The sequence below is a fragment of the Streptomyces sp. NPDC060031 genome (genome assembly GCF_042736805.1).
Lineage (GTDB): Bacteria > Actinomycetota > Actinomycetes > Streptomycetales > Streptomycetaceae > Streptomyces.
Map to the genome: position 1 here is coordinate 75,796 of NZ_JBHWVM010000018.1, position 24,634 is coordinate 100,429.

A 24,634-nucleotide genomic window follows, 5' to 3' on the forward strand; every position below is an offset into this window, starting at 1 on the left:
GGGAGTTCACTCTCACTCGGTGGTCGACACCGTCTGGGGAACCGGGGCTTCGAGGAGCACCGCGTGGGCGTTGGTGCCGCCGAACCCGAAGGAACTGACGCCCGCGGTGCGCGGCCGCTCGCCGCGCGCCCACACGGTCGGACGGTCCACCACCGACAGGCCCCACTCGTCCAGCGGGATCCGCGGGTTGGGGGCGTCGTGGTGCAGGGTGGGCGGGATCAGCCCGTGGTACAGCGCCAGGACGCACTTGGCCAGGCCGGCGAGTCCGGCGGCGCCCTCCAGGTGGCCCAGGTTGGACTTGACCGAGCCGATCCGCAGCGCGGAGCCCGCGGCCCTGTCGCCACCGAGGGCGGCGCCGAGCGCGGCCGCCTCGATCGGATCGCCCAGCGGGGTGCCGGTGCCGTGCGCCTCCACGTACCCGGCCTCGGCGGGGTCGAGCCCGGAGGTGGCCCACACCTCGCGGATCAGTGCTTCCTGGGCGGCCGGGTTGGGGGCCATCAGCCCGTTCGAGCGGCCGTCCTGGTTGGTGCCGGTGGCACGGACCACGGCGAGCACCCGGTCGCCGTCGCGCAGGGCGTCGTCGAGCCTGCGGACCGCGACGACCAGGCAGCCCTCGCCGCGCACGTAGCCGTCGGCGGCGGCCGAGAAGGGACGGCAGCGTCCTCCGGGCGAAAGGACGCCCCCGGCACCGAAGTTGAGCGTCACGCCGGGGGAGAGCAGCAGATTGACACCGCCGACCAGGGCGGTGTCGCACTCGCCCGCGAGGAGCCCGCGCCGGGCCAGGTGCAGGGCCACCAGCGAGGAGGAGCAGGCGGTGTCGACGGTCATGCTGGGGCCCCGCAGGTCCAGGGCGTACGAGAGCCGGTTGGCGATGATGCTCATGGCCGAGCCGGTGCCGGTGCGTGCGGTGATCGACGGCAGGTCGTCCAGGGCGGTCCGGCCGTGGTCGTCGCTGCACGCACCCACGTACACGCCGGTACGGGAGCCCGCCAGCCGGTCGGCGGGCAGCCCCGCGTGCTCCAGGGCCTCCCACGCGACCTCCAGCAGGATCCGCTGCTGGGGGTCCATCTCGGCGGCCTCGGCCGGGGAGATGCCGAAGAACTCGGCGTCGAAACCGTCCACGTCGTCGAGGAACGCGCCGTGCCGACTGGCCCGGTCGACGGCGGCCGCGTGCGCGGGCGACACCTGGCGGTAGGGCTCCCAGCGCCCGTCCGGGACGGCGGTGACGGCGTCACCGCCGGAGCGCAGCAGCTCCCAGAAGCCGGCGGGGGAGACGATGCCGCCGGGAAGCCGGCAGCCGAGGCCGACGACCGCGAGGTCCGCGTCGCCGTACGAGGACCGGCCGCCGCCCGCTTCCGGGGCCGGCCGGGCGGCTTCGGCGGGCCGGTCGCCCGGTTCGGCGGGCGGCCGCTCGGGGCCGCCGGTCAGGAAGGCGGTCAGCCGGTGGATGGTGGGGTGCTGCCACAGCACGGTCGGCGGCAGGTTCCGGTCGAGCAGCTCCTCCAGCTCGCCGGAGAGCGCCACCGCGTCGATCGAGGCGAACCCGTACGTGTCGAACGGCAGGTCGGGGTCGATGCGGTCCTCGGGCAGACCGCTGCGCCGGGCCACGCGCGCGACGAGCAGACGGTACAGCTCCTCCCTCACAGGACCGGCGCCCCGTCCCGCACGGTGGCGGCGCCGGCGGACGCGGCCGTGCCCGTGGCGACGGCGAGGTCCCCCGCCAGGTACAGGTCGCGGCACGCCGAACGGCGGATCTTGCCGCTGGTGGTCTTGGGCAGGGCGCCGCGCCGGACCAGGACCACCTCGTGCACGTCCAGGGCGTGCCGGGCGACCACCGCCGCGCGGACCGAGGCGCGGACCGCCTCCAGTTCCGCCGTGTCGAGGCTGCGGTCGAGCTCCGCCGCCACCACGGCCCGCTCGCCGCTCTCGTCGAGCAACCCGGTCCGGAAGGCCGCCACATGACCGCGCCGGACCGCTCCCTGTGCTTCCTGGACCGTCAGTTCGAGGTCCGCGGGGTGGTGATTGCGGCCGTCCACGACGATCAGATCTTTCAGACGGCCCGTCAGATACAGTTCCCCGTCCCGGAGGAAGCCCAGGTCGCCCGTCCGCAGCCAGGCCCCGTCCGGGGCTCCCGCGTCCTCCGTCCGGAAGACCTCGGCCGTCCGCGCGGTCCGGTTCCAGTACCCGGCGCACACGTTCGCCCCCCGCACCCACACCTCGCCGGTGGAGTCCCCCGACACCGCCTCCCCGGTGCCGGGGTCGACGATGCGGACCTCTTGGCCTGCGGGCCTGCCGCAGGACACCACGCGGTAGCCGTCCTGATCGGCGTCGGGCAGGACGCGCACCCGGTCCGCCGCCAGCTCGGCCCGGTCCAGCCGGAGCACCCGGGGCGCCCCGGGCCCGCCGAGGGTGACGGCGAGCGTCGCCTCGGCCAGGCCGTAGCTCGGGCAGTGGGCCTGCGGTCGGAAACCGTGGGGGCCGAACTCCGCGCTGAACCGGTCCAGGGTCGAGGCCCGCACCGGTTCGGAGCCGTTGACGAGCGTGCGCAGCGGGGAAAGGTCGAGGCCCGTCCGGGCGTTCTCGGGGATACGGTCGACGCACAGGTCGAGGCCGAAGTTGGGGGACACCGTGTGTGTGGCCCGGTGGTCGCTGATCGCGCGCAGCCAGCGGACGGGCCGCTGGATGAAGGAGAAGGGCGACATCAGGACGGCGGGCGTGCCGTTGATCAGCGGCACCGCGAGCATCAGCAGCAGGCCCATGTCGTGGAAGAACGGAAGCCACCCGGCGATGCGCGCGTCCGCGCCGATCGCGAGCCCCGCCCGCAACTGCTCGGCCCCGACGGCCAGATTGCGGTGCGTGACCTCGACACCGGTCGGCTGCCGCGTCGACCCCGAGGTGTACTGCAGGTACGCGACGCCGTGCGGCTGCTGCGTCTCGGGCAGGACCACGTCGCGCCCCAGCGCCGGATCCAGCGCGTCCACGTACAGCACCGACGGCTGCCCGAGCTCGGGGGCGTCCGCCAGCAGCCCGCGTACGGCCTGTTCGTGGGCGCTGGTGGTCAGGACCACGCCCGCCGTGCAGTCGGCCATGGCGAGCCGCAGCCGCTCGTCCGTGCGGAACGCCTCGGGGGCGTACAGCGGTACGGCGATCACCCCGGTGTAGAGGCAGCCGAGCAGGGCGGCGACGTAGTCCGCCGTGTGCGGGCAGAGGACGGCGGCGCGGTCGCCCGGTGCGGCGATCCGGCTCAGTGCGCCCGCCACGGCGCGCGCCCGCGCTTCGAGCATGCCGTAGGTCAGCTCGAAGGCCACGCCGGCCCGGTCGGCCGAGTAGTCGACGAAGGTGAGCGCCGTGGCGTCGGGGCGCCGCCGGGCGGCCTCGCGGACGGCCGCGGCCAGGCCGCGCGGCTCGGACGGGGTGTTCACAGACAGCACGATTATTCCGTTTCGTCGCGGTCGGCCGGCTGGGCCGACGGCACGGCGGTGCCGCGCAGGTAGGGCGTGTTGGTGGGGTAGCGGGGCCACGGGCGGACGATCTCGTGGATGCGCACCTGGTACCCGGCCTCGTGCAGGGCGGTCAGCAGGCGCCGGTTGGCGTTGCAGCCGCCGGCCGCGCGCCGCCACAGCGGGGCGAGTACGTCCTGCAGCAGACCGACCGCGCCGGGGGCCCTGACGTGCTCGAAGAAGACGAGGCGGCCGCCGGGTTTGAGCACGCGCCGGATCTCCGAGAGCGCGGCGGGCAGATCGACGACCGTGCAGAGCACGAGGGTGCACACGACGGTGTCGAAGGTGTCGTCGGGCAGCGGCAGGCTCTCGGCCCAGGCCTCCACGACCTCCACCTCGATGGGCGCCCGGGCGGCGCGCTCCCGCAGCTGCCTGAGCATTTCGCTGGCCGGCTCCACGGCGACCAGGGAGTCGGCCTTGGCGAAGTAGGGCACGTTGGCCCCGGATCCCGCGCCCACCTCCAGGACGGCGCCCGTCAGCTCGCCGAACATGAGGGTGCGCAGCGGACGGCCCCACTTCTCCTCGGCGCGCCGGGTCATGGCGTCGTAGTAGCGGGCGAAGAACTTCCCGCTGCGGCTCTCCAGCTGCGGGTTGTCCGTGGTGCTCGTGGTGCTGGTTGTGCTTGTGGTGTGGGTTGTGCTCGTGCTCGTCATGCGAGGGCTCTCCTGTGGGTGGGTCCGGCGGTTCGGCCTGCGGACACGGGCACGGCGGTGGGGTACCGGCCGTCCAGACAGGCGGTACAGAGGTCTGCGGGGTCCTTGCCGGCGGCCCGGACGAGCAGACCGAGCGGGAGGAACTCCGCGCTCGCGCAGCCCAGCCGCTCCGCGAGGACGGAGTCGGGCAGCCCGGCCGCGAGCAGCGCCTCACCCCGGGCGGTGTCGATGCCGTAGAAGCAGGGCAGGCGGTGCGGCGGGGAGGCGACCCGCAGGTGGATGTCGCGGGCGCCCGCGGCCCGCAGCAGCGCGGCGACCGTCGCCATGGTGGTGCCGCGCACCAGCGAGTCGTCCACCAGGACCACGGACCGGCCCGACACCGCCGCGGGAACGGCCGACAGTTTGGCGCGCACCGCCGCCTCGCGGTCGGCGGCCGCGGCGCCGATGAAGGACCGGCCCACCCCCTCGTGCCGCAACAGCCCCTGGACCGTGGGCAGTCCGGAGCGCCACGCGTACGCGTCCGCGGCGACGCGCGCGGTCTCGGGCACCGCGACCACCACCGGATCCACGGCCCCGGGCGGTGGCGGGGCGTGCCCGGCGAGGGCGAGGCCGGCCGCGTACCGGGTGCGGTAGACGCTCTGCGCGTCCATGACGGAGTCGGCGCGCGCGAAGTACACGTACTCGAAGACGCAGGAGGCGCGCCGGGCGCCGGGGGCCGCGAGCCTGCCGGTGCGGATGCCGTCGGGGCCCGCCTCGAGGACCTCGCCCGGTTCGAGGTCCCGTACGAGCTCGGCGCCGACGGCGGTGAGGGCCGCCGACTCCGAGGCGAGCAGCCAGGCGTCGCCGAGGCGCCCCAGGCACAGCGGCCGGAAGGCGTGCGGATCGCGCACCCCGTACAGGCGCCGTCCGTCGGTGAGGACGAGGGAGTACGCACCTTCGATCGTGGGGAGCACCTCGTGCAGGGCGGCCCCGAGCGGGAGCCCGCGGCCGTCCGCGACCGCGTGCAGCAGCCGGGTGAGCAGGGCGGTGTCGGCGTCGCCCGGACCGACGGGCAGGCCGTGGGCGGCGGCGGCCGCCTCGACGCCGATGAGGGTTCCGTTGTGCGCGACGGCGAGGGCGGGGCGGCCCGCCGGGCCGGCGACGACCGGCTGGGCGAGCGCGGCGTCGGAGCCGTCGCGGCCGCGGCCGCCCGAGGTCGCGTAGCGGACGTGCCCGATCGCGCCCGGCCCGGGCGGCAGACCGTCCGGGCCGGGGAAGACCTCGGTGACCCGGCCGGCGCCCGCGCGACGGGTCAGCACACCGTCGCGGCAGGCGACGATGCCCGCGCTCTGCCGGCCGCGGTGCTGCAGCGCGGCCAGCATGGTGCGGACCAGGGGCGCCGCGTCCCCCGAAGCGCCCCACACGCCGGCGACTCCACAGGCCTCGCGCGGCTTGCCGGACGTATCGCCGCCACCGTCGCTCATGCGTCCGCCGCCAGCCAGCGCTCGAACGCGGCGAGGTCGGGCACGATCACGTCGGAGCAGGACAGCACCGCGAGGTTCTGGCGCATCCGCGTCACGGCGACGACCGTGGCGCCGCCGCGGTGGGCGCTGAGCATCTCGGCGGCGGTGCCCATGCTGGGCTCGTGGTCCGGCAGCCAGGCCACGCACACGTCGCTCCCCGCGGCCAGTTCGGTCAGGCGGTGGAAGGTGGCGGTGAGCAGGCGGACGGCCGGGTCCAGGGTGGCCCGGTGCACCTCGGGGGTGTCCGCGAGCGCGGCGTGACCGGCTCTGATCCGCTGTTCCTGCGGGCCGATCCACTCCCGCATCAGCACGTCGGGATCGTGCACCACGGCGCCCGGGCGGTGCTCCAGGATCGTCCGGCGCAGCCGCTCGCGGTAGCCCTGGTCGGCCAGGTCGGCGCCGCCACGGGCACCTTGCATGACTCCGGCGAGGAAGTACGAACGGGGGCGCGGGGTGCTCACGCGTCCTCCAGGGAGTAGTCGGGGACGAGGAGACCGGCCGGGGCGGCCGCGTCGTAGAGCGCCGCGGCGCCCAGGAGGTGATCCACGACCTCGGCCGGTTCGGACCGCAACGCCTCGGCCACCCGCTCCAGTTCGCGATCGAAGGCGGCGCTGCCCCAGCGGCTCACCACGCCCTGGTTGTCTCGAGCGATGAGCGCGCCGGCGTCGGCGAGGGCGCCGCGCGGCCGGCCGGAGAAGGGCAGTGCCACCTCGGCGAGGCCGTCGTCGCCGGGGTGTACGGCCCGCACCGACAGGTTGTTCTGCTCGGGGTGCAGCAGCAGTTCTCGTACCAGCGGGGCCGGCACCGGCAGTTCGTCGACCGTGTCCCTGGGCCGCATCGTGTAGGCGCGGTGCATGACGTAGTCGCCGATCCGCGGGCTGTGGCGCAGGTACCGCAGTCGCAGCACCCCGTCGGCCGGCTGCCACAGGGCCCGCAGCACGGAGGGGGCGGGCGAGCCGTCCGGGCGGTGGCGCAGGGGATAGGCCTGCGACTCGGCCGTCACGGTGCCGTCGACGGCGTCGGCCCGCGACAGCCGCAGCGGTGTGCGGTGCATCAGGTACGGGTCGAGGACGCTGAGCGTCTCGCCGTCGTCGTAGAGCGCGCAGACGTGCCGGCCGCCGACGCGGTACTCGGCCTCGGTGCCGGTGCGCCGGGCGACGCGTTCGCCGGCACCGAAGGTCTGCCAGGCGCAGGCCGTGCCGAAGCGCTCGGGGGAGGAACCGGTCCCGTAGTGGACGTGGTACTGCGCGGCGCTGTTGTACGGGACCTGCGCGAGCACCTCGGTGAGGGTGTCCTGGAGTACCCGGAAGTCGGGTCGGATGGCTGGGGCGGGAGCCGCCATGGGTCTGTCTCCTAGCGGGGGTCGGTCGTTCGGCGGGCGGGACGAGGGGCTTGCCGGTGTCGGGGATCAGCCCCGGGACCGGACGCCTCCGGAACTGGTGAGGAGGAAGGCCACCAGGGCCGCTCGGCGCTGCACGAGGTAGAAGGGGCCGCCGCGCATGGCGCGCAGCGTGAACCGGCCCGTCGTGCAGGAGCGCCAGCCCTCCGCGTGGCGGGCGGTGACCCCGGTGTCGTGGATGCCCACGAGCGCCGTGACGGGGCACTCCAGGGGCGGGCCGGGCCGGTAGCGGTAGCGCGCGGCGATCCGGAGGTCGGCGTACACGGTGGCGGGCGGTACCGGCGGCGGCCCGCCGGGGCCCGCGCAGTCCCCGCGGTCCTCGCTCGCGAGGTGGCGCAGGCGGGTGACGGGGTCGTCGTCGTGGCACCGGCCCTCGTGGGGCCGGCTGTCCGTCGGTGCGGGATGGGCCGAGACGAACAGGGCCGCCGGGGCCGGATCGTGACGCGCCGTCAGCAGACGGGCGGTCTCGAAGGCGACCGCCGCACCCATGCCGTGACCGAAGAGCACCAGCCGTGCCCCGGTCCGGCCCGCCAGCGCCTCGGCCACGGGCCGCGCGAGGTCGTCGACGTGGCTGGGCACCGGCTCGTCGGCGCGGTCGCCGCGGCCCGGGTACTGCACCGCGGTCAGTTCGGCGCTGTCCGGCAGGTGGTCCAGCCAGGGGTGGAAGAACTCCGCCGAGCCGCCCGCGTGGGGGAAGCAGAGCAGGCGCAGTCCGGGGCGGCGGCGGGGTGCCGGCGTGCGCAGCCAGGACCGGTCGCGGCCCGCCGCACGCAGCTGCGGCGTCAGCCCGTACCTGAGCAAGGGAGGCGACCTTTCGGAGAATGCGAGGAGTCGGGAGCGAGGAATCGAGGCCATCCAAGAATTGTTCCGGTGCGACCGATGCCCGATTTCCTTGTCAAGGTACGCGAAGAAATTGCTGTTCAAAAGGGAGCTACCCGAAGGGGCAGTACCCGCCCCTGGTATGCCCGACCTATCCTCTGATGTCGCCTGATATGGGGTGTAGTTGGCGGCCGGAACGCGTCCGATTTTGCCAAACGGTGATCTGATTGCGATTGCCTCCCGGTTTTCCGTCGGGAGAGTCTTTACGGCGGCGTTAGTGCTTGAAATATTCCTGCAATGCTTCCGGGTATTCGTCCCGGCGTGAGGAGCTCGATTCTTCGTGGACATGGTTCGATGGCCCGACGCGCAGGCGGACCGGTACCGTGAGGCCGGCTACTGGCAGGGTCGGCCGCTGGGTGACTTCCTCGCCGGACACGCCCGGACGATCGGGACGGCCACGGCTCTGGTGGCGGAGGGCGAGCAGCTCTCGTACGCCGGACTCGACCGCCGCGCCGGCCATCTCGCCGCCGGACTCGCCGCCCTGGGCATCGCCCCCGGCGACCGGATCGTCCTCCAGCTCCCGAACACGCCCGAGTTCTTCGTCCTCCTCTTCGCCGCGCTCCGGATCGGCGCGGTGCCGGTCCTCGGACTGCCCGCCTACCGTCGCAGCGAGGCCGTCCACCTCTGCGAGCACAGCGGAGCAGTCGCCTACGTGGTCCCCGCCGCCGACCCCGACCCCGCCTCGGACTTCGACTACCGCGCCCTCGCCGAAGAGGTCCGGGAGCAGGTGCCCGGCCTGCGCCACGTCCTCGTGGCGGGCGGCGACGGGGGACCGCACACCGCGCTCGCCGACGTCGAGGGGGCCGGCCGCCGAAGCCCGCTCCCGCCCGGGGCCTTCGCGGTCCCCGACCCGCGGGGGCCGGCCGTGCTGCTGGTCTCCGGCGGCACCACCGGCCTGCCCAAGCTCATCCCGCGGACCCACGACGACTACGCCTACAACGTCCGCGCCAGCGCCGAACTCTGCGCTCTGCACCCCGGTACGGTCTACCTCGCGGCCCTGCCCGTCGCCCACAACTTCGCCCTCGCCTGCCCGGGCGCGATCGGCACCCTGCTGGCCGGCGGGACCGTCGTGCTCAGCGCGTCGCCGGACCCCGAGACGGTCTTCCCGCTGATCGAGCGGCACCGGGTCACCGTGACCGCCGTGGTGCCCCCGCTCGCCGCACTCTGGTCCCAGGCGGCCGAGTGGAGCCCCGAGGATCTCGGCAGCCTGGTCCTCCTCCAGGTGGGCGGCGCCCGCCTCGGGCCGGAGACGGCCCGGCGCGTCCAGTCCACCCTGGGATGCGAGCTCCAGCAGGTCTTCGGCATGGCCGAGGGACTGCTGTGCATGACCCGGCCCGGTGACGACGCCGAGCGCACCGCCACCACCCAGGGCCGCCCGCTCAGCCCGGACGACGAGATCCGCGTGGTCGACACCGACGGCCGTGACGTCCCCGGCGGCGAGGTCGGCGAACTGCTCACCCGCGGCCCGTACACCCTGCGCGGCTACTACCGGGCCGAGGAGTACAACCGCACCGCGTTCACCGCGGACGGCTTCTACCGCACGGGCGACCTCGTACGGATGCTGCCGGGCGGGGACATCGTCGTCGAGGGGCGGCGCAAGGACCTCGTCAACCGCGGCGGCGACAAGGTCTCCTCCGACGAGCTCGAAGGCCACCTGCGCGCCCATCCCGCGGTCCTGGACGCCGCGGTGGTCCCCGTACCCGACGACTACCTCGGCGAACGCACCTGCGCCTGGGTCGTGTTGCGCGAGAGGAGCGCCGGTCCGGGCGAACTCCCCGCCGGGGCGGACGCCGACGCGGACGTCTTCGGACCGGGCGGCCTCGACGCCTTCCTCGACGAGCGCGGACTCGCCCCGTACAAGAAGCCCGACCTGGTCCACTTCGTCGGCTCCCTGCCCCTCACCGCCGTCGGGAAGCTCGACAAGCGCCTCCTCGCACGGCGCGCGGCCGAAGCCGCCACCCGCCGGAGCTGAAGTCCGCGGCCTCCGGCCGGTCCCACCGCACGGCAGCACCGCACCTCACCGCACCACCGCACCGCACCACCGCACGGCACCACCGAACTCCGCAGTTCATGAAGGAGACCCCACGCATGTCCATCACCACCGTGTCGCCCCGGACCGGTCGCATCCCCTTCTCCGGCACCCCGGCCCAGGCCGCGGTCCGGCTGGCCCGCGCCGGCCTGCACGGCGCGGGCGGCGAGTACATGGTTTACGAACGCGAGGGTGCCTGGTGGTACGCCGGCGGGGTCCGGGCCCGCCTGGTGGCCGACCGGACCCATGTGACGCTCGACCACGACGGCATCCGTACCCGCACCTCCTGGCAGGGCGATCCGCTCGAAACCGTGCACCACCTGCTGTCCTCGCTTCCCTTCGCGCACTGGCGGGCCTACGGCTGGGCCGCCTTCGAGCTGTCGTACGCCCTGGCGGGTGAGACGGCCGAACTCGGCGAGGAGCCGCTGGTGCACCTGGTCGTCCCCCGGACCGAGATCCGCCTGTCGGCGGAGGGCGCCGAGATCCGGTGTTCCGACGCGGCCGGCGAGGCGATCGTGCGCGCCCTGCTGGACACGGCCGAACCCGAGCCGCTCCAGGGCGGGTTCACCCCCCTGCCGGTCGATCTGGGGGGCCCGGCCGAAGGCGCGTACCGCGACGGTGTCGCGAGCGCGGTCGCGGCGATCCGGGGCGGCGAACTCCAGAAGGTGATCCTGTCCCGCGCCGTCCCCGTGGAGGGGGAGCTGGACCTGCCGGCTACCTACCTGACGGGCCGGTCGGCCAACTCGCCCGCACGCTCCTTCCTGCTCGACCTCGGCGGCATCGAGGCGGCCGGCTTCAGTCCCGAGACCGTCGTGGAGGTCTCGGCCGACGGCCGCGTGTCCACCCAGCCCCTGGCGGGCACCCGCGCACTCAGCGGCGACCGCGCCGCGGACGCGGCCCGCCGCGCGGAACTGCTCACCGACGCCAAGGAGATCTACGAGCACGCGATATCCGTCCAGGTGGCCTGGGAGGAGATGGCGGGGGTCTGCCGCGAGGGCTCGGTGCGGGCCGAGGAGTTCATGTCGGTCAAGGAGCGCGGCAGCGTCCAGCACATCGCCTCCCGGGTCAGCGGCGAACTCTCCCGCGGGGACCGGGGCCCGTGGCCCGCGCTGGCCGCCGTGTTCCCCGCCGTCACCGCCTCGGGCGTGCCCAAGCGGGCCGCGTACCGGACCATCCGGCGGCTGGAGACGGGCCCGCGCGGCCTGTACAGCGGCGCGGTGCTCACCGTGGGCAGTGACGGGTCGCTGGACGCCGCGCTCGTGCTCCGTACGGTCTTCCGCCAGGGCGGCCGCACCTGGCTGCGGGCGGGTGCGGGGATCGTCGAACAGTCGCTCCCGGAGAGGGAGTTCGAGGAGACCTGCGAGAAGCTGCGCAGCGTCTCGCGCACCCTGGTCCCGGCGGCGGCCCCGGCCCGCACCCCCGCCTGACGGTGAAACTTTACAGCGCTGTTCGACTTGAGTCCGGCTCGGCGCTACTCTGAACCCGAACAGTACTGTTCAACTTAAGGAGTTCGCCGTGCGTTCCGTGCCGTCCCCGTCACCCGCTGCGGCCCCACCGGGCGCGGCAGGCCACCCGCTGCGCTGGCCGATCCTGGCGGTACTGTGCCTGAGTCTGCTGATCGTGGGGCTCGACGTCACCGTGCTGAACGTCGCCCTGCCCACGCTCGTCGACGAACTCGGCGCGTCCACCAGTGAGTTGCAGTGGCTGGTGGACATCTACAGCCTGATGGCGGCCGGCCTGATGCTCTTCGCGGGCAGCCTCGCCGACCGCTTCGGCCGCAAACCCGTCTTCCTGTCGGGCCTGGTCCTCTTCTCCGGCGCCTCGGCCGTCGCCGCCTTCGCGGACGGCACGGCCCAACTCATGACCGCCCGCGGGGTGATGGGCGTAGGCGAGGCGCTGATCATGCCCGCGACCCTCTCCATCATCGGCGCCGTCTTCACCGACCCCGCCGAGCGGATGAAGGCGATCGGGCTCTGGTCCGCCATGATCGGGGTGGGCCTGGCCATGGGGCCGCTGGCCGGCGGCTGGCTGCTCGGCCGGTTCTGGTGGGGCTCGGTCTTCCTGATCAACGTACCCATCGGCCTCATCGCCCTGGCGGCGGCCATCACGATGGTGCCGAACTCGCGGGCCGCCGTCGCCCGGCGGCTGGACCTGCCGGGCGCCCTGCTCTCCGTACTCGGTGTCGGCACGCTCCTGTGGGCCGTCATCGAGGGCCCGGTCGAGGGCTGGAGCAGTGCGAAGGTGCTGGCGGGCTTCGCCGTCTCGGTGCTGCTGCTGGCCGGGTTCCTGGTCCGCGAGCGGACCGCGCGGGAGCCCATGCTCCCGCTGGGGATCTTCGCGCACCGGCGCCTGGCCATCGGCAACATCCTGGTCTTCCTCGGCCTGCTGTCGCTGCTGGGAGCACTGTTCGTGCTGGTCCAGTACCTCCAGTTCGTCCTCGGCTACGACGCCGGGGCGACCGGGCTGCGGATCGCGCCGACCGCCCTGATCATCCTGGTCGCCGCCCCGCTCGCGTCGTTCCTCGGCCAGCGCGTGGGCACCCGCTGGCTGGCCGCCGCCGGTCTCGCCTTCGCCGCGGTCTCGTTGCTGATCCTCGCCACCACCGGCGACGGCGACGGCTACGGCCGGGCCCTGGCCGCCATGCTCTTCCTCGGCTTCGGCGCCGGCTTCATCATCGGACCGACCAGCGACGCCATCGTCGGCTCCCTCCCCGAGGACGACCTGGGCGTCGGATCCGCCACCAACAGCGCGGCCGTGCAGCTCGGCTCCGCGCTCGGGGTCGCCGTGCTCGGCAGCCTGCTCGCCTCCACCTACCGCGACGAACTGGCCGCCAGCCGGGCCGCCGCCGGACTGCCGCAATCCGCCCTGAACGCCGCGGGCGACTCCGTGGGCGCCGCCTTCGCGGTCGCCGGTCAGCTGCCGGCCCAGGCAGGGCAGGCGCTGGCCGAGGCGGCACGCTCCGCGTACGTCTCGGGCATGGCGCCCGCGATGTTCACCGGCGCGGGCGTCGCCGTCGCCGGCATCGCCATCTCCCTGCTGCTCTTCCCCAAGGGCAGGACGGGCGACACCGACGCCCCGGCGAAGACGGAACGGGCGGAGCGGCCCGGACGGACGCCCGCGCAGGCATCGGGCCCCCGCCGCGTCGGCACCTGACCGAGTTCCACTCGAGACGCCGCTGTGTGCCAGGCCGCCGGCCGCGGCGGCCTGGCACGCCGCGAAGGAGGTGACATACGCTCCCACCCATGTCCACGCCGCATCAAAAAGTACGCCGAACCCCTGCCGCCGAGCGGGAGGAACCCCGCCGCCGCGCGGATGCGGAGCGGAGCATCGCGGCCATCGTCGCCGCCGCGATCGACTGCTTCCGTCAGGACCCCAACGTCAGCCTGACCGCCGTCGCCAGTGCGGCCGGGGTCAGCCGGGTCACGTTGTACGCGCACTTCCCGTCCCGCGAGGCCCTGCTCGACGCGGTGCTGGACCACTCCGTCGGCCAGGCGGACGCCGCCCTGCAGGCCCAAGGGCTCGACGAGGGCCCGGCCGACGAGGCGTTCTCCCGGCTCGTACGGTCCGGCTGGCGCATCCTGGAGCGCCACGCGTTCCTGCTCGCCGCCTCCGAGGGGGTCATCACGCCGGCCCGCCGCCGCGCGCACCACGAGAAGGTGCTCGCACGCGTGGAGCGGGTCCTGGTGCGCGGCCAGGCGGAAGGGGTGTTCCGTACCGACCTCCCGCTGGCCTGGCTGGTGACCACCTTCTACAGCCTGCTGCACGCGGCGGCCGCCGAGGCCGACGCACGACACCTCAAGGTCAAGGAAGTCCCCGACATCCTCGACCGCACCCTCTCCTCCATCCTGCGGGCGACCGAGCCCTCCTGACGCTCCGTACGGGGCGTCCCGTCCCGAAACCGGAGCACCCATGCACCGCAACGAAGCACTCGTCCGCACCTGCCTGGCCGCGATCACCGAGGCCGACGCGGACGGCTGGCTCGCCTGCTACACCGACGACGCCGTCTCCTGGGACGTGCCCCTCGACTCCTTCTGGCGCGGCCGCGCCGGCCTGGAGGCGGGTGTGCGCTCCTGGGTGGCCGCGATACCGGACACCCGGATGGAGATCCGCGGGGTCTTCGCGGACCACCGGGCCGGAGCCTGCGAGTGGACCATGTCGGGCACCCTGGAGGGCGCGCTCGACGGGCTGCCCCCGCAGCTCGCCGCGCTCGCGAAGGGCAAGGCCTTCTCCATGTCGGGTTCGACCGTCTACCGCTTCTCCGATGACGGCCGGATTCAGCACGAGTCCCTCTACTGGGACCTCGCCGGGGTGCTCGGACAGTTCGGGCTGCTGCCTCCGCTGTGAGCGGCGAGGCGTGGCGAGGCTCGCGGCGCGGCGCGAGACGTGTCGGGCCCGGGCGGCTTGCTCCGCCCGGGCCCGTTGGCGCCGCGGTTCCGTGTCTCGGCCTGCTCGATTCCCCGTTCATCGAGACTCGGGCAGGGCCCTCCTCGGGGAGGTGTTCCGTCGCCGCCGCTGCCGAACGGAAGCAGCCGTCCGGCCGGGTCGGGGGTCACTCGGCCGCGAGGCGGCCGCCGAGCCACTCCAGGGACGGCGGGATCTCCCGCTTCCAGGTGTTGAAGCTGTGGCCGCCGTGGTCGAGGGTGATGGACGAGACGCGCGCCGGGTCCTTCACCTTCTCGACGAACTTCCGTGTCGGGCCGAGGTTGCTCTCGCCCTGCAGGGAGGTCGTCACCAGGAAGGAGGACGTGCCCTGTGGCAGGTGGTCCAGGCTCCACAGCAGGTCGGATCGTTTCTCCTCGTCCTTGTTGCCGTGGAACAGGTCGCCGGAGTCCCTGTCGATCTCGGGCTTGTAGTCCGCCGACAGGCCGACACCGGCCGCATAGTGCTCGGGATGCTGCAAGGCGACCTTCAGGGCGCAGTAACCCCCAGTGGAATCGCCCATGATGGCCCAGTTGCGGGCCGAGGTGCCGACCCGGTAGGCGCCGGATATCGCCTGCGGGAGATCGGCGGAGAAGAAGGTCTCGCTGGCGGGGCCGTCCGGAACGTCGACGCACTGGGTGTTGCGCGGCCCGACGGCGGGCCGCATCAGGACCAGGATCATCGGCTGCATCTTCTTCTGCTTGGCCAGCGTCCAGGCCGTCTTGGGGTACGGCAGGGGCTTGAGCAGGTTCTCCGCGGTCCCCGGGAAGCCGGTCAGTACGACGGCGGCGGGGAAGGTCCTCTTCTCGTTCCCCTTCTGGAAGTACTCCGGCGGCAGGTAGACGTAGGCGGGGGTGGCGACCTTGGACTGCCGGCCCTGCACCATCACCTTCTGGATCTCGCCGCCGATCTGCGGTGTCATGCCGCCGGGAACGTCCGGGTGCTGCCGGCCGATGACCTTCACCAGCGCGTCACCGGCCGGGTCCTGGGCCATGAGCGCGGACGGGCTCGCGGTGCCGAGCAGGTCGTCCCAGGTTCCGTAGACGAGCAGGCTCCTGTTCACCCCGAGTCCGATCGAGGAGAACACCAGCGCCTGCACGGCGAGGACCAGCCCGACCCGGCCCAGTGCCGGTCTCCAGCCCTGCCGCGCCAGCCGCGGCCACAGCCAGACGGTGGCCGCGAACAGCAGAGCCGTGCAGCACAGGGTGAAAACGAGGAGCGTGGCACTCGTCAGACTCATGGATCGGGAAGGCTCTCTGTCGCATCTCGGCCCGGCCCAGGGGCCCGGCGGCACCGCGCCCGGGTGCGTACCCGGTTAGAGAGTGCCGGAGCAAGATCCGTTCCACGGCCGCGGTGTGTTGTTGACCCGGTCATTGCCTTCGCCTCGCGCCCTCGTGCCCGGTGATCGTCTACAGTGCGATGGACCGTCTACACGGCTGTAGTCGCTCGATTTCCATCCCACCCGAATCCAGTGAGAGGCCACCCGATGGATCCCGTTCCCGGGTACGACGGCTCGGCCATCGACGGCCGTGCCTACCTCGACGTGGTCGGCCTCGCGCACCGTGCGCCCGGCCCGTTCGACACCGTCATCGCCGCCTGGTCGGTGTACGGCCTGGGGCTCTTCGCGCTGCTCATGCTCGCCGCGTGGTGGCGGGCCCGGCGCGCCGGCCACCCCCGGGCGGTCATGGCGCTGGCGGTCCCGCCGATCACCCTCCTCGCCTTCGGCGTCGACGACCTGCTGAAGCTCGCCGTCCGCGAGGACCGGCCGTGCCGGACCCTCGGCGTGGCCACCCTGGAGGCCTGCCCCGCGCCCGGCGACTGGTCCTTCCCCAGCAACCACGCCGCCCTCGCCACCGCGGCGGCCTGCGCGCTGCTCCTCGTGTCGCGCAGGGCCGGCGCCGTCGCCCTGGTGGCCGCGGCGCTGATGGCCGCCTCCCGCGTCTGGGTGGGCGTGCACTACCCGCACGACGTGCTGGCCGGCTGCCTCGTCGGAGCCCTCGTGGCCCTCGCCGCCGGCAGCGCCGTCCGGCGCCGTCAGAGTGCGCTCGCCGGGCGGCTGGGGAGCGGTCCGCTTCGACCGCTCCTGACCGCGGCATGACCCGTACCCGCTCCGCAGCCCGTACCGCCGGGTGGCTGGCCGCGGTCGCCGCGGTGCTCTTCGCCCTGCTCGCCGCGTGGGTGATCCGGGCGGGCCCGAGCCGGCCGCTGCCGGGCGACACGGGACTGACCCACTGGTCGCGGGAGCACCGGCCGGCCGCCGCCGCGGTCCTGGCGCGCCTGATCACCGACACCGGCACCGGAGTCGTCCCGTACGCCCTGCTCCTCCTGGCGGGCCTGCTCGCGGGCCGCACGGCCCGCCAGCGCGTCACCACCGCGGCCGGCCTCGCCCTGTGCCTCGCCGCGGGCCAGGCCGTGCGGTGGTACGTCATGTGGCTGATCGCCCGTCCGCGCCCCGCGGTCGCGGACTGGGCCACCCACGCCTCGCGCTGGTCCTTCCCGTCCGGCCACACCAGTACCGCCACGATGACGGCCGGGCTCCTGATCGCCGCGCTGTTCCTGCGCGGCACCCGGGTGCCGCGAACCGCCGTGGCACTCACCGCCGCCTGGGCCGCGGCGGTGGGCCTGACCCGCGTCTACCTCGGGGTGCACTGGTTCAGCGACGTGCTCGGCGGCTGGCTCTTCGCCACCGCCTGGCTGTCCCTGGTCACCTGGGGGTACCTCACGCTCACCCGGCCGCACGGCCGACTTCCGTCGTAGGCTGAATCCCGCACGTGAGGACAGGTTGCCGAGGTGGCCGAGACGGCGTCGGCCGAGGTCATGGCCGAGCTGGCCGCGCTCGAGGACCCGAAGACACGCGCGGTGCGTGAACTACGTGGTGAAGACGCCCGTCTGGATCTCCGAGATGGTGCGGCGACAGCACGACCGGACGGTGGCTTGACCGGCGGTGGCCCGCCGTCTCCGGCAAGGGGGTTCCAGGTCACGAACCCTGCTCCCCGGGGCGGCGGGGCGATCCGCACCGCCGCCCACGGCAAGAGCCGGCCGCCCTCCTACCTCCGGCGGTCCACCACCGTCCGCAGCTTGCCGCTCGTCGCCGTGCGCTCCAGGGCGTCGCCGTCCACGCTCTCCACGGTGAGGTCGAGCAGCCCCTCCCGCACCGCAGAGCGCAGCTCCGGATAGCCGTCCAGGAAGGCCGCGCGGACCGCCTCCGCCGATCCGCCGGCTGACCCCTCCGCCGCGTGTTCCATCCGTACGGTGAGCCCCTCGCGGGCAGCGCCGCCGGTCAGCACCACCTGGATCTCCCCGCGATGGCCCAGCCGCTCCGAGGCGATGGCCACGAAGCGGCGGTAGTTGAGGAGGTAGGTCGCCACCCGCATCACGTCGCCGAGCCGCCCGAGAAGCTCGAAGCGCGGCGAACGGCTGCCGCAGGCGCACCGGCCCGGCAGCGCGCGGCCGAGATCGCCGATGACGTACCGGTCGAGGCTCTGCCCGCGCCGCGCCCGCGTGGTGAACACCAGCCGGCCCGTCTCGCCCGCCGCCACCGGGCGGTCCTCGTCGACGTCGAGGATCTCCAGGGTGTGCAGGTCGGCGTGCAGGTGGTGGACGCTCCCCGTGCTCTGCTCGCACTGGTACCCGAGGGGACCCAGGTCGGTGCTGCCGTACGCGAGGGAGCGGAGGACCTCGATGCCGAAGGTCTCGGCCAGGTGCGCGCGCTGCCCTTCGCTGACGTGTTCGCCACCGTAGAAGATCTTCCGGATGCCACCGTACGAACGCAGCAGCTCCTCCTCCTCGTTCAGGAGCTGCCACAGGTAGGAGGGCATGCCGAAGAGCGTGTCCACCCCGTGGGCCACCAGCATCTCGGCCGTGGCCCGGTGGTCCGTCCCCGCGGCCATCGGCAACTGCACCCCGCCCAGCCGTTCCAGGATGGAGAAGAAGCTGATGAAGCTCCCGTACATGCCGCCGCAGAAGAAGAGGTTGGCGGTCCGGTCGCGCGCCGGGTCGTAGCCGGCGGCCAGCAGGCCGCGGGCGGCGGCGTGCATCTGGGTGTCGTAGTCCTCGTAACTGAAGAGGGACAGGGCGGGGGCCCCGGTGCTGCCGCCGCTGCGGAAGTACAGCTCCGCATCGTGCGCGGCGACCTGCGCGTTGAGCTCCTGGACGGTGTCCTTGTCGCGCAGCGGGCCGGTGGGCGGCGGGAACTCCACCGGCCCGGTCAGGTCGTCGAGGCAGGCCGTGGCGGCGAAGCGCTCGTCGGCCCGTACGGCGACCCGGCGGCTGTAGCGCTGGAGGGCGTAGACCCCGTCGTGCGGCTCGCCCGAGTAGCCGGCCGTCATGGCGCCGACGGGCGCGATACGGGTGGCGCCCGCGGCCAGGACCGTGCGGGACAGTTCCGCGATGTCCGGGCGGCTGCCCGCGATGCCGGCGGTCTGGAGGTAGCGCCGCATGGGTCGCAGCGTGGGGATCAGCTGCTTGCGGGGCAGCGGCTTGACCCACACGCTGCGGTGCAGCGGAGAGGCCGTCAGCGCCGGGCGCACGTCGGCCAGGACGCGCCAGGAACCGTCGGCGGCGGCGCGTACCCGGGTCAGCCCGAGGTGCTCCTCCAGGCGCGCGATCATCTCCGTGGTGGTGATCTCGGCGTCCTCGGCGGTGCCCGGCACGTCCCCCGGGGGCGGCGGCGGCATCGTGGCGAGCACGCCGGCGAAGCGGTCCGCGAAGGCGAAGACCTCCTCGGCGTCCTCGGTGTCGATGTACACCACCTGCGGGCTGGAGCAGGCCTGCTGCTCGTACAGGCAGACGTCCGCGGCCAGTGCGGCGAGCGTCCGCGGATCGTCCCAGGCGTCCCGCGTGAGGTAGGCGAAGGAGATCTTGTGCCCCCACTCCACCAGGCGGCAGCCGGCGGGTACATGGGCGGCTACCCCTTCGACGGCGGCCTCGCCGCCCCATACGGCAACGGCGTCCGCGGGCGCGCACATCAGGCGCAGCCACTCCTGGCGTGAAGAGGGGAAACGCAGGACGACCACGCGCTCCGCGATGGCCCCCGTCGCGTCGAAGGCAGCAAGCTCGGCGAGCAGGTGCTGGGCGAGGAGGGTGTCGTCGCTGCTCGTCTTGAGGACGTTGACGTTGCCGGCGAGGAGGCCCTCGACCAGGCTGAGCGGGGCGACGGCCGCGCCGTTGCCGGGCGCTATGTGGGCGACGAGGCCGACCGGGGCCCACGCCTCGTACACGGTCTCCTTGGCGTCGGGGCGGTTCAGCCGCTGCGGTGCGGCCGAGCCGAGCTCGCGGCGGACCTTGCGGGTGAGCTCGTCGCGGCCCAGGAGGCAGGCGAGTTCGGCGAGGACGGCGGAGCCGGCCGCGGCATCGGCCTCGCCGTCGCCGTCGCCGTCCGTGGGTATGTGCTCGGCCAGCCTCGCGGAGACGGGGTGCGCCGGATCGCGCAGGGCCGTGGCCAGGGCGTCGCACGCGGCCAGGACCGTCTCGGTCTCCAGCGGTACGGCCAGGGCCGCCTCGACGATCGCGGGCAGGCCGGCCAGGCGCCGCCCCGCCTCCTCGTCGTCGACGAAGGCGCCCTGCCAGTAGTGGTGGTGTGCTCCGGGGCTCGCGGTCACCGGGGTCATTGAGGTCACGACATTCCCTTCATCAGTTCGGCGGCGGCCACGGCGCAACTGCGGTTGCGGCTCACTCCGGCCCGTCCGTGGACGGTGAACCAGTCGGTCTCCAGCCCGCAGCCGCAGGCGCTGCCCGGCCGCACGGTGGCGAGGTCGCCCATGACGACGCTCTGCGCCGGTACGGAGGTGATGTACGGCGAGACCAGGTGCAGATAGCCGGCCTCCCCGTACGGGAGGGGCTCCAGGGTCCGCGTGGAACGGGCGGACACCCTGGACCAGACCGGCGCGTGCAGGCTGTGGTGGTCGCATTCGACGTACGGGACGCAGTGCTCGACGGAGCCGAAGGTGTCGCGGATCCGCTCGGCGGGGATGCCCAACTGCTCGGTGATGCGCCCGTACAGCTCGTCCTTGCCGATCCGGCGGTCCGCGTTGCCCTTCCAGCCGCCGCCGAGGACGACCAGGGAGTCTTCGGGCAGGCTCAGGGCCGGCGTTCCGAGGGCGCGCATCCGCTCCAGGGTGAACCACAGGAAGGCGGGGAAGCCCAGGATCCGTACGGGGGCGTCGTCCCGCTCGAAGCGCTGGAGCGCGGACGCGCAGCCGAAGGGGTCGAACTCGTGGCCGCCCTTGCCGGTGGTGCGCAGCGCGTACTCGACCCGGCGGGCGGGGGCGAAGTCGCAGAGGTAGTTGTCGGTGAAGGAGGTGCCGAGGTTGAGGTCACGGGCGGGTTCGTAGCTGTACAGGAGGTAGTTGACCTCCTGCGCGGGGGTGATCCAGCCGTTGTGGTCGAAGATCCGGGCGACCATGCGCTGGGCGGAGCGGATCGTCCACCGGTCGAAGAACATCTGCGACTTCTGGCCCGTCGTACCGGACGAGGTCAGGTGCAGGTGTACGTCCTCCCGCGGGACGGACAGGAGCTCGTGGCGCTTGAAGAGGTTCGCGTGGACGAGCGGCGCACCGTACTTCTCACCGAGACCCGTGGCCCCGTACAGGCTCCGGAAGAACGGCGACCGGTCGGCGTGCCAGGCGTTGATCTCCGCCATGGCGGCGCTGAACAGCGCGTCCTCGGCGGGGCCGACGGCGTACGGGTCGGTGAGGTCGCACAGTTCCTGGACCCGGGGCAGCAGCGCCGGGTCGGGGACGGCGACGGGGGCGAGATGGGGGTTCACAGGGGACACGGGGGTCACGGAGCCACCTCCGGTAGGGGCTGGACGGGGAGGTATCGCGAAGACCAAGCCGACACGTAGGCGTCGAGGTAGGGCTGGAGAGGGGCGTCGACGACCATGCCGCGGAAGTCGATCTGTTCGGCGGTGCGGGACATGACGACGTAGTCGTGGAACCTGTCGTCGGCCTCGCGGCGCATCGCCGGGTAGAGCGCGCTGGGCAGGAAGCCCTGCGAGAGGAACGCGGAGAGCGCGGCGCGGTGCGCCAGGGGCACCAGGGCCTCCACGTAACCGGCGCCCGCGCGGGTGAGGGCGTGCGTCAGCGCTTCCAGATGGGCGGCCGCGGCGGGGCTCGGGTAGGCGGCGAGCAGGGAGCAGTAGCCCCCGCTCCGGTTGAGGCAGGCGTACACCTCGAAGCTGCCGTCGTCGGCGGCCAGCAGGGTGTTGGGCGTGTGCAGCGGATAGAACCACTGGGCGGCGTCGGGGAAGTGCTCGTCGAAGCGGCGCCGCACGAAGGCCGGCGCCTCGATCAGCTCCAGCCGTACGCCGCTTGCGGGATCGGGCGCCGGGGGCGACGGGAGCCCCGGGGACGGCGGAGCGACCCGGGTCCCCGCGTAGCTGATGCCCAGGCCGCGCTCGACGGTGCGCAGGAGCGGCGTCAGCGGCGCGGGCACCTCGGGGACCGGGACCCGCCGCTCCAGCACGCCGGGGGAGTGACGCGCGTAGAGCGCGAGGCTTTCGCGGGAGCCGAGGGCAACGGCGTTGGCCAGCAGTCCCATCGGCCGGAAGCCGCAGTGTGCGAAGACGCGCTGGGGCCCGGCGCTGACGGTCCGTACGGTGGCGTAGACGGAGTCGAGGCGGCCGGTGCCCAGCGTCCGCTCGCACAGCCGCTCGGTGAGCTGCGCGGCCAGGCCGCCACCGCGGTGGTCGGGGTGGACGGCGAGTCCCTCCAGGCGGCCCAGGCGGCTGCCGGGCTCACCGTGGACGGCGGCCGAGCCCACGAGGGCGTTGCTGCGCGGGCAGCGCGCGACGAGCCAGAGGGTGTGCGGGTCCTGGATGAGCCGGGCCATCTCCGCCGGGTCGGTGCCCAGCGCCACCGGGTAGTGCGGCCCGTAAACGGCGTAGTAGAGGTGGCGCAGATCGGCGATGTCGGCGCAGCCGGCCCGTTCGATGACGGGGGCCCGGCGGCCGGGGGCGGGGGTCATGAGGTGGTCGGCCGCTCGTCGAGGACGCGGATGAGCTTGCCGGAGCGGGAATTGACGGCGAGGCCGCGGTGGCGCACCCACTCCACCGCGAGCGGGTGCACGAAGCGGTTGGCCACGCTGTCGGGGAAGTGCGGGCGGGCCGCGTACAGTCCGTCGACCACGGCTTCGGCCAGCGCGCTGAGCCGGGCCGGGTCCTCGCCTCCCCCCGGGGCGGTGGCCAGGCGCAGGATCAGGCCGTCCCGCCCGTCCCAGCGGCGTACGACGAGCTGCGACCCGACGATCAGGCCCTGCCCGTCCGCCGCGGCGAGTACGGCCTGTACGTCCTGGTGGTACAGCGCCACGGGGCCCACGCGCACCCCCTCCTCGGACCGGCCGAGGACGCGGAAGTGCCCTGCGCCGGGGTCCGTCCACTCGGCGCGGTCGCCGGCGGGGTAGCGGATGATCGGCATGAGGGTGCGGAAGAGGCTGGTCACCACGACGCGTCCGGGCCGGCCCGCCTCCGAGATCGGCTCCCCGGTGCTCTCGTCGAGGATCTCGACGACGGAGTGCGGGGTGAAGGCGCGGTGCGTGCGTGGGTCCGCTCCGGGTACGGGGCAGCCGAGCAGGCCCGCGTCGACGCTCGCGTAGCCGAGCGAGCGGACCTCGGCGCGGGGGAAGGCGGCGGCCAGCAGCCTGCGCTGGTCGCTGAAGAGCGCCTCGCCGCCGAAGAACAGCAGTTCCACGGCGGGCAGCTGCTCCCCGGTGGAGATCAGCTGCTCGGCGAGCCGGCACAGGGTGGTGGGGGTGCCCGCCACCACGTCCGCGGCGAAGTCGCGCAGTGCCGGGATCGTCGACTCCAGCGGGGCGCGGCCGCCGATGGGGAGCCGCACGTTGCCGACGGGGGCGTGGGCGAGCGAGTCGAGGACGAAGAGGAAGCTGGCGTACAGCTCCCCGGCGTAGAACAGGTCCGCCACCCGGTGCCCGGACCGCAGCCCCGCCTCGACCAGCCCCGCGCCGAAGGCGGTGACGAACTCCTGCCATTCGTCCCGGGTGTAGAACGAGAACTTCGGAGCACCGGTGGTGCCACCGGTCTTGAACACGGCCGCCTCGGTGAGCGGGGCGGTCAGGACCCGGTTGCCCTGCAGGGCGTTCGCGGCCCAGAACTCTTCCTGATCCACGACGGGGAGGTCCAGGAGGCAGTCCACGTCGGGCTTCAGGGAGGCGTAGAGGTCTGCGTAGAAGGGGGAGTGCTCACGGGCATGGCGTATGAGATCAGAAAGCTGATGAATGACTATTCGGCCTTGCTGGAGAGTATGTTTGAATTCTGAATGAAGCGCTGCACGCAGGAGCGTGGGCCCGGACAGAACTTACGCAACGATGACGGTGTCACCTCAAGAGCAGGTGGCCGGAAACGGTCAGAAAACAACTCTTCGCGGCAGGCGTGGGGTTCGCATTCCCCAGGTAAATCGGGTCGCGCCGGGGGGAGGCGCCCCATGGCACCCCCACTTGCCGAATGTCCGGATATGGCGGTGCCGTGCGCAGGGCGCCGAGTCGGCGCACGCCGACCGGACGCGCAGGTCAGCCCGGATGCCGACGGGCTGGCGCGGTGCTCGGCACGCGCGGCAGGTCACCGGCCTGACTCGAAGGGCCGAGCCGCCGCGGCATCGCGCTCACCCCTGCTTGGGGCGCGTCTGCGCGCAATGGATTCATGAGCCGAGCGAAGGTCAGGCGGCAGAGAATTTCAGGGCCTTATCCCCATTCCCCGCCGCCGGGCCGACCGGGCTCTTTTGCGTATCCGGTGCCGGAGGAAGCGCGATGAGCGCGGCGAGCGCGAGGAATTCCCGGCGCAGGGGCATCACGGCACGACGGGTCCCAGGGTCATTGCATGATCGAAATCTGTCCGGGTTCGTCAGGTGAGGCCGAGGGCCTGTAGGGGCCGGTGGTAGTCGCGGCCGGTATGGCGGACGGCGGCAGCGATGTTGGTCCGGCCGTCCTGGCGGAAGATGCCGATGGCGAGGTTGCGCAAGGAGGCCATGGCTCGGGGCAGGGTGCCGGTGCGGACCTTGGAGTCGTCCTCACGGAACGTGCGGTCGCGGACGTGGTGCAAGAGGTTCTCGATGCCCCAGTGGCCCCTGATCCAGGTGGAGAGCTCTGCGCTGGTGGCGTCGAAGACGCTCAGGCTGGTGATCAGGTAGACGCGCTCGATGGTCAGTCTGCCGGTACTCATCTCGCGCCGCCACCTGACGACTTGGATCGCCTGGCGGGCGCCGGGGTAGTCGAGGTGGGCGAACGCGGCGGCCTTGAGCCGG

The 24,634-nt window shown here is 73.5% G+C and carries 19 protein-coding genes and 1 pseudogene; 7 read left to right on the forward strand and 13 right to left on the reverse strand.

Features of this window, described 5'->3' with window-relative positions; all coding sequences use genetic code 11:
- Window positions 1-12: 12 nt before the first annotated feature.
- The 7 genes from ACFWB8_RS11015 to ACFWB8_RS11045 all read right to left on the reverse strand — a co-directional run bounded on the left by ACFWB8_RS11015 (window position 13) and on the right by ACFWB8_RS11045 (window position 7,855).
- Window positions 13-1,644: a beta-ketoacyl synthase N-terminal-like domain-containing protein gene (locus ACFWB8_RS11015; protein ID WP_385224499.1), complete on the reverse strand. Its 1,632-nt coding sequence runs from the start codon at window positions 1,642-1,644 to the stop codon at window positions 13-15.
- Window positions 1,641-3,431 (reverse strand): fatty acyl-AMP ligase, encoded by a 1,791-nt coding sequence (locus ACFWB8_RS11020; protein ID WP_385224501.1) that lies wholly within the window; start codon window positions 3,429-3,431, stop codon window positions 1,641-1,643. The genes ACFWB8_RS11015 and ACFWB8_RS11020 overlap by 4 nt, the downstream gene beginning before the upstream one ends.
- Before the next feature lie 2 nt (window positions 3,432-3,433).
- Window positions 3,434-4,153 (reverse strand): methyltransferase domain-containing protein, encoded by a 720-nt coding sequence (locus tag ACFWB8_RS11025; RefSeq protein ID WP_385224503.1) that lies wholly within the window; start codon window positions 4,151-4,153, stop codon window positions 3,434-3,436.
- A complete protein-coding gene (locus ACFWB8_RS11030; RefSeq protein WP_385224505.1) occupies window positions 4,150-5,616 on the reverse strand; it encodes an amidophosphoribosyltransferase in 1,467 nt (488 codons plus the stop codon). Before ACFWB8_RS11030 ends, ACFWB8_RS11025 begins: the two co-directional genes overlap by 4 nt.
- A complete protein-coding gene (locus tag ACFWB8_RS11035; protein WP_385224507.1) occupies window positions 5,613-6,116 on the reverse strand; it encodes a hypothetical protein in 504 nt (167 codons plus the stop codon). Before ACFWB8_RS11035 ends, ACFWB8_RS11030 begins: the two co-directional genes overlap by 4 nt.
- Complete coding sequence (locus ACFWB8_RS11040; protein ID WP_385224509.1) at window positions 6,113-6,997, reverse strand: hypothetical protein; 885 nt, start codon at window positions 6,995-6,997, stop codon at window positions 6,113-6,115. Before ACFWB8_RS11040 ends, ACFWB8_RS11035 begins: the two co-directional genes overlap by 4 nt.
- A gap of 66 nt (window positions 6,998-7,063) precedes the next feature.
- The gene (locus tag ACFWB8_RS11045; protein ID WP_385224511.1) at window positions 7,064-7,855 is read right to left on the reverse strand and encodes a thioesterase II family protein; all 792 of its coding nucleotides are present in this window, start codon (window positions 7,853-7,855) and stop codon (window positions 7,064-7,066) included.
- Window positions 7,856-8,219: 364 nt separating this feature from the next.
- Here ACFWB8_RS11045 and ACFWB8_RS11050 point away from each other — a divergent pair, with 364 nt between their 5' ends.
- The 5 genes from ACFWB8_RS11050 to ACFWB8_RS11070 all read left to right on the forward strand — a co-directional run bounded on the left by ACFWB8_RS11050 (window position 8,220) and on the right by ACFWB8_RS11070 (window position 14,306).
- Window positions 8,220-9,905, forward strand: a complete 1,686-nt coding sequence (locus ACFWB8_RS11050) for a (2,3-dihydroxybenzoyl)adenylate synthase (protein WP_385224539.1) — start codon at window positions 8,220-8,222, stop codon at window positions 9,903-9,905.
- Between the two features lie 116 nt (window positions 9,906-10,021).
- Window positions 10,022-11,389, forward strand: a complete 1,368-nt coding sequence (locus ACFWB8_RS11055; protein WP_385224513.1) for a salicylate synthase — start codon at window positions 10,022-10,024, stop codon at window positions 11,387-11,389.
- Between the two features lie 88 nt (window positions 11,390-11,477).
- Window positions 11,478-13,115: a DHA2 family efflux MFS transporter permease subunit gene (locus tag ACFWB8_RS11060; RefSeq protein WP_385224515.1), complete on the forward strand. Its 1,638-nt coding sequence runs from the start codon at window positions 11,478-11,480 to the stop codon at window positions 13,113-13,115.
- An 89-nt stretch (window positions 13,116-13,204) separates the two neighbouring features.
- Window positions 13,205-13,831, forward strand: coding sequence for a TetR/AcrR family transcriptional regulator (locus ACFWB8_RS11065; RefSeq protein ID WP_385224517.1), 627 nt, complete (start codon window positions 13,205-13,207; stop codon window positions 13,829-13,831).
- A gap of 40 nt (window positions 13,832-13,871) precedes the next feature.
- Window positions 13,872-14,306: an ester cyclase gene (locus tag ACFWB8_RS11070; RefSeq protein WP_385224519.1), complete on the forward strand. Its 435-nt coding sequence runs from the start codon at window positions 13,872-13,874 to the stop codon at window positions 14,304-14,306.
- 205 nt (window positions 14,307-14,511) lie between these two features.
- Here the strand turns inward: ACFWB8_RS11070 and ACFWB8_RS11075 are convergent, their stop codons facing one another.
- Window positions 14,512-15,621: an alpha/beta hydrolase gene (locus ACFWB8_RS11075; protein WP_385224521.1), complete on the reverse strand. Its 1,110-nt coding sequence runs from the start codon at window positions 15,619-15,621 to the stop codon at window positions 14,512-14,514.
- 246 nt (window positions 15,622-15,867) lie between these two features.
- Here ACFWB8_RS11075 and ACFWB8_RS11080 point away from each other — a divergent pair, with 246 nt between their 5' ends.
- Together ACFWB8_RS11080 and ACFWB8_RS11085 are read left to right on the forward strand one after the other, a co-directional pair.
- Entirely contained in the window at window positions 15,868-16,479 is a 612-nt protein-coding gene (locus tag ACFWB8_RS11080; protein WP_385224523.1) for a phosphatase PAP2 family protein, read from the forward strand.
- The gene (locus ACFWB8_RS11085; RefSeq protein WP_385224525.1) at window positions 16,476-17,138 is read left to right on the forward strand and encodes a phosphatase PAP2 family protein; all 663 of its coding nucleotides are present in this window, start codon (window positions 16,476-16,478) and stop codon (window positions 17,136-17,138) included. Before ACFWB8_RS11080 ends, ACFWB8_RS11085 begins: the two co-directional genes overlap by 4 nt.
- Before the next feature lie 290 nt (window positions 17,139-17,428).
- Here the strand turns inward: ACFWB8_RS11085 and ACFWB8_RS11090 are convergent, their stop codons facing one another.
- The 5 genes and pseudogenes from ACFWB8_RS11090 to ACFWB8_RS11110 all read right to left on the reverse strand — a co-directional run.
- The gene (locus ACFWB8_RS11090; RefSeq protein ID WP_385224541.1) at window positions 17,429-19,990 is read right to left on the reverse strand and encodes an aldehyde dehydrogenase family protein; all 2,562 of its coding nucleotides are present in this window, start codon (window positions 19,988-19,990) and stop codon (window positions 17,429-17,431) included.
- 5 nt (window positions 19,991-19,995) lie between these two features.
- Window positions 19,996-21,147, reverse strand: a complete 1,152-nt coding sequence (locus tag ACFWB8_RS11095) for an acyl-protein synthase (RefSeq protein ID WP_385224543.1) — start codon at window positions 21,145-21,147, stop codon at window positions 19,996-19,998.
- Window positions 21,148-21,161: 14 nt separating this feature from the next.
- Entirely contained in the window at window positions 21,162-22,346 is a 1,185-nt protein-coding gene (locus ACFWB8_RS11100) for a GNAT family N-acetyltransferase (RefSeq protein ID WP_385224527.1), read from the reverse strand.
- Entirely contained in the window at window positions 22,343-23,620 is a 1,278-nt protein-coding gene (locus ACFWB8_RS11105) for a phenylacetate--CoA ligase family protein (RefSeq protein WP_385224545.1), read from the reverse strand. The genes ACFWB8_RS11100 and ACFWB8_RS11105 overlap by 4 nt, the downstream gene beginning before the upstream one ends.
- Before the next feature lie 614 nt (window positions 23,621-24,234).
- A pseudogene (locus ACFWB8_RS11110) lies at window positions 24,235-24,634 on the reverse strand (ISAs1 family transposase); the annotation flags it as partial.

Coding starts and splice junctions, on each gene's coding strand:
- ACFWB8_RS11025 (WP_385224503.1), bottom strand. CDS start 4,153: ATGACGAGCACGAGCACAACCCACACCACAAGCACAACCAGCACCACG.
- ACFWB8_RS11030 (WP_385224505.1), bottom strand. CDS start 5,616: ATGAGCGACGGTGGCGGCGATACGTCCGGCAAGCCGCGCGAGGCCTGT.
- ACFWB8_RS11040 (WP_385224509.1), bottom strand. CDS start 6,997: ATGGCGGCTCCCGCCCCAGCCATCCGACCCGACTTCCGGGTACTCCAG.
- ACFWB8_RS11050 (WP_385224539.1), top strand. CDS start 8,220: ATGGTTCGATGGCCCGACGCGCAGGCGGACCGGTACCGTGAGGCCGGC.
- ACFWB8_RS11055 (WP_385224513.1), top strand. CDS start 10,022: ATGTCCATCACCACCGTGTCGCCCCGGACCGGTCGCATCCCCTTCTCC.
- ACFWB8_RS11065 (WP_385224517.1), top strand. CDS start 13,205: ATGTCCACGCCGCATCAAAAAGTACGCCGAACCCCTGCCGCCGAGCGG.
- ACFWB8_RS11070 (WP_385224519.1), top strand. CDS start 13,872: ATGCACCGCAACGAAGCACTCGTCCGCACCTGCCTGGCCGCGATCACC.
- ACFWB8_RS11075 (WP_385224521.1), bottom strand. CDS start 15,621: ATGAGTCTGACGAGTGCCACGCTCCTCGTTTTCACCCTGTGCTGCACG.
- ACFWB8_RS11080 (WP_385224523.1), top strand. CDS start 15,868: ATGGATCCCGTTCCCGGGTACGACGGCTCGGCCATCGACGGCCGTGCC.
- ACFWB8_RS11085 (WP_385224525.1), top strand. CDS start 16,476: ATGACCCGTACCCGCTCCGCAGCCCGTACCGCCGGGTGGCTGGCCGCG.
- ACFWB8_RS11090 (WP_385224541.1), bottom strand. CDS start 19,990: ATGACCCCGGTGACCGCGAGCCCCGGAGCACACCACCACTACTGGCAG.
- ACFWB8_RS11100 (WP_385224527.1), bottom strand. CDS start 22,346: ATGACCCCCGCCCCCGGCCGCCGGGCCCCCGTCATCGAACGGGCCGGC.